2 protein-coding genes and 1 pseudogene are annotated in these 1,575 nt (G+C 68.6%); 1 reads left to right on the top strand and 2 read right to left on the bottom strand.

Features of this window, described 5'->3' with window-relative positions; all coding sequences use genetic code 11:
• Window positions 1-96 precede the first annotated feature (96 nt).
• Window positions 97-660, top strand: coding sequence for a hypothetical protein (locus RMO30_RS06625; RefSeq protein WP_309711064.1), 564 nt, complete (start codon window positions 97-99; stop codon window positions 658-660).
• 56 nt (window positions 661-716) lie between these two features.
• Here the strand turns inward: RMO30_RS06625 and RMO30_RS06620 are convergent, their stop codons facing one another.
• Window positions 717-980 carry a DUF6458 family protein gene (locus RMO30_RS06620; RefSeq protein WP_309711061.1) on the bottom strand — a complete coding sequence of 88 codons (264 nt, stop codon included), beginning with the start codon at window positions 978-980 and terminating at the stop codon, window positions 717-719.
• Window positions 981-1,089: 109 nt separating this feature from the next.
• A pseudogene (locus RMO30_RS06615) lies at window positions 1,090-1,575 on the bottom strand (hypothetical protein); the annotation flags it as partial.

Genomic DNA, 1,575 nt, shown 5'->3' with positions numbered 1-1,575 from the left:
CTTCGCCCGGCGGGCCCGGCTCCCCGCTAGGCTTCGCGTCAACCTCGCGGGGCCTCTCCACCGTCGTAGCAGTGACGTACCGAACTAAGGAGCGCCGTGCCCATGTTGCGAATCATCCCTGTCGCCGCCCTGCTGACCCTGCTGCTCGCCGCGTGCGGCGGCGGCACACCACCCGACCCGGACGCCGGTGAGTCGGCAAGCCCGAGCCCCACCGTCACGGCGACCGACGAGACGGACGGCGCCGACGATCCCGACCCGGAGCCAGAACCCGAACCCGAACCCGAGCCCGAGCCCGGACTCAGTGCCTCCGACCGTGCGAACGTGCGCGACGCGATCATCAGCGGCAACACGGCGGCGATCGAGGGCTACCTGTCCGACCCGGTGAGGGTCATCATCATGTCGTCCGAATGCTGCTGGGACATCAGCCGGGCCGAGGCGGTCGCTGAGCTCTCCTACGTGACCGGTGCGCCCGGGCCCTGGAACTTCAGCCTGCCAGCGGCGACGACCGCCCCGTGGCACACCAACACCTATTACGGCTACCTCTTCACCGGCGACGACATCACCGGTCGTGCGTCCGACGGCACGATCGTCTCGTTCGGGATCGAGGGTGGTCAGATCACCAAGATCCTCATGGGATGGGATGAAGGCTTCTTCGACTGAGACGGCAGCGGGGTCCGGATCGCTCCGAACCCCGCTGTCGCGTGAAGTGATACTGATCAGAGGCTGCGATCCACCGGGTCAACCTCGGTGACCCGCTGCTCGACCCGCTCGCCGGTCACGGAATCCGTGCCGGTGCGCGACGTCGTGACCGCCTGACGGCGCCGCGCGAGCAGCACCAGCCCGATCACGAAGACGATGGCTCCGGCAGCCATCAGGATGTACCCGACCATGTCGAGGTTGACGATCTCAGCCTCGAAGTTCAGGGCGAAAACCAGAATCGCGCCGATGACGAAGAGAACGACGCCTGTTCCGATACTCATGTGATGCCTACCTTTCGCGGCCCGCAGTGGGCCACTTCGAACGCTAGGCACACGGGACGAACAGAGATACCGGGTTGACTTTCCAGGGAACGGTCAGGAGTAACGATCCTCAGGCACGTGGGGTGGCGCGGGCGGCGGCCCTGGCAGCGCGCGGTAGGGCCCCCACGATCCGGTCGAGCGTCGTCCCATCGTGCGCCGCGGTGACGAACCAGGTGTTCGACGCGTTGGTCGGAACGACGACATCCTGCTCGCGCAGCGCGTGCGCGAACGGTGGATGACGCCACGCCTCCTGATCCCGCGCGTCGGCTTCGTCGAGCACCGCACCTTCGCGGAAGGCGACCGAGAAGAGGGAGCCGGCCCGCGGGATGACGTGGGCGACTCCCGCGGCAGCGAGCGACTCATGCAGGGCCGCGACGATCGCGTCGGCCGCACGATCGACCTGGGCGTAGACCTCGGGAGTCGCGCGTCGCAATGTTGCGAGGACGGCTGCGCGCGCCTCCGCGGTCCAGCCGCGCGACGCGACCGCCCCACGCCCGAGGATCACCGCTGGTCCGCCGAGGGCTGCGAGCGACGCTCCGCCCCCGAACCCGCCGAG

Origin of the sequence: Pseudolysinimonas sp. (assembly GCF_031389465.1) — a bacterium.
Lineage (GTDB): Bacteria > Actinomycetota > Actinomycetes > Actinomycetales > Microbacteriaceae > Pseudolysinimonas_A.
The sequence above is the reverse complement of the archived record's forward strand: the minus strand, read 5'-3'. Positions and strand labels throughout refer to the sequence as shown.

Excerpts from the sequence above, each read along its gene's own strand:
- RMO30_RS06620 (WP_309711061.1), bottom strand. The coding sequence starts at position 980 with ATGAGTATCGGAACAGGCGTCGTTCTCTTCGTCATCGGCGCGATTCTG.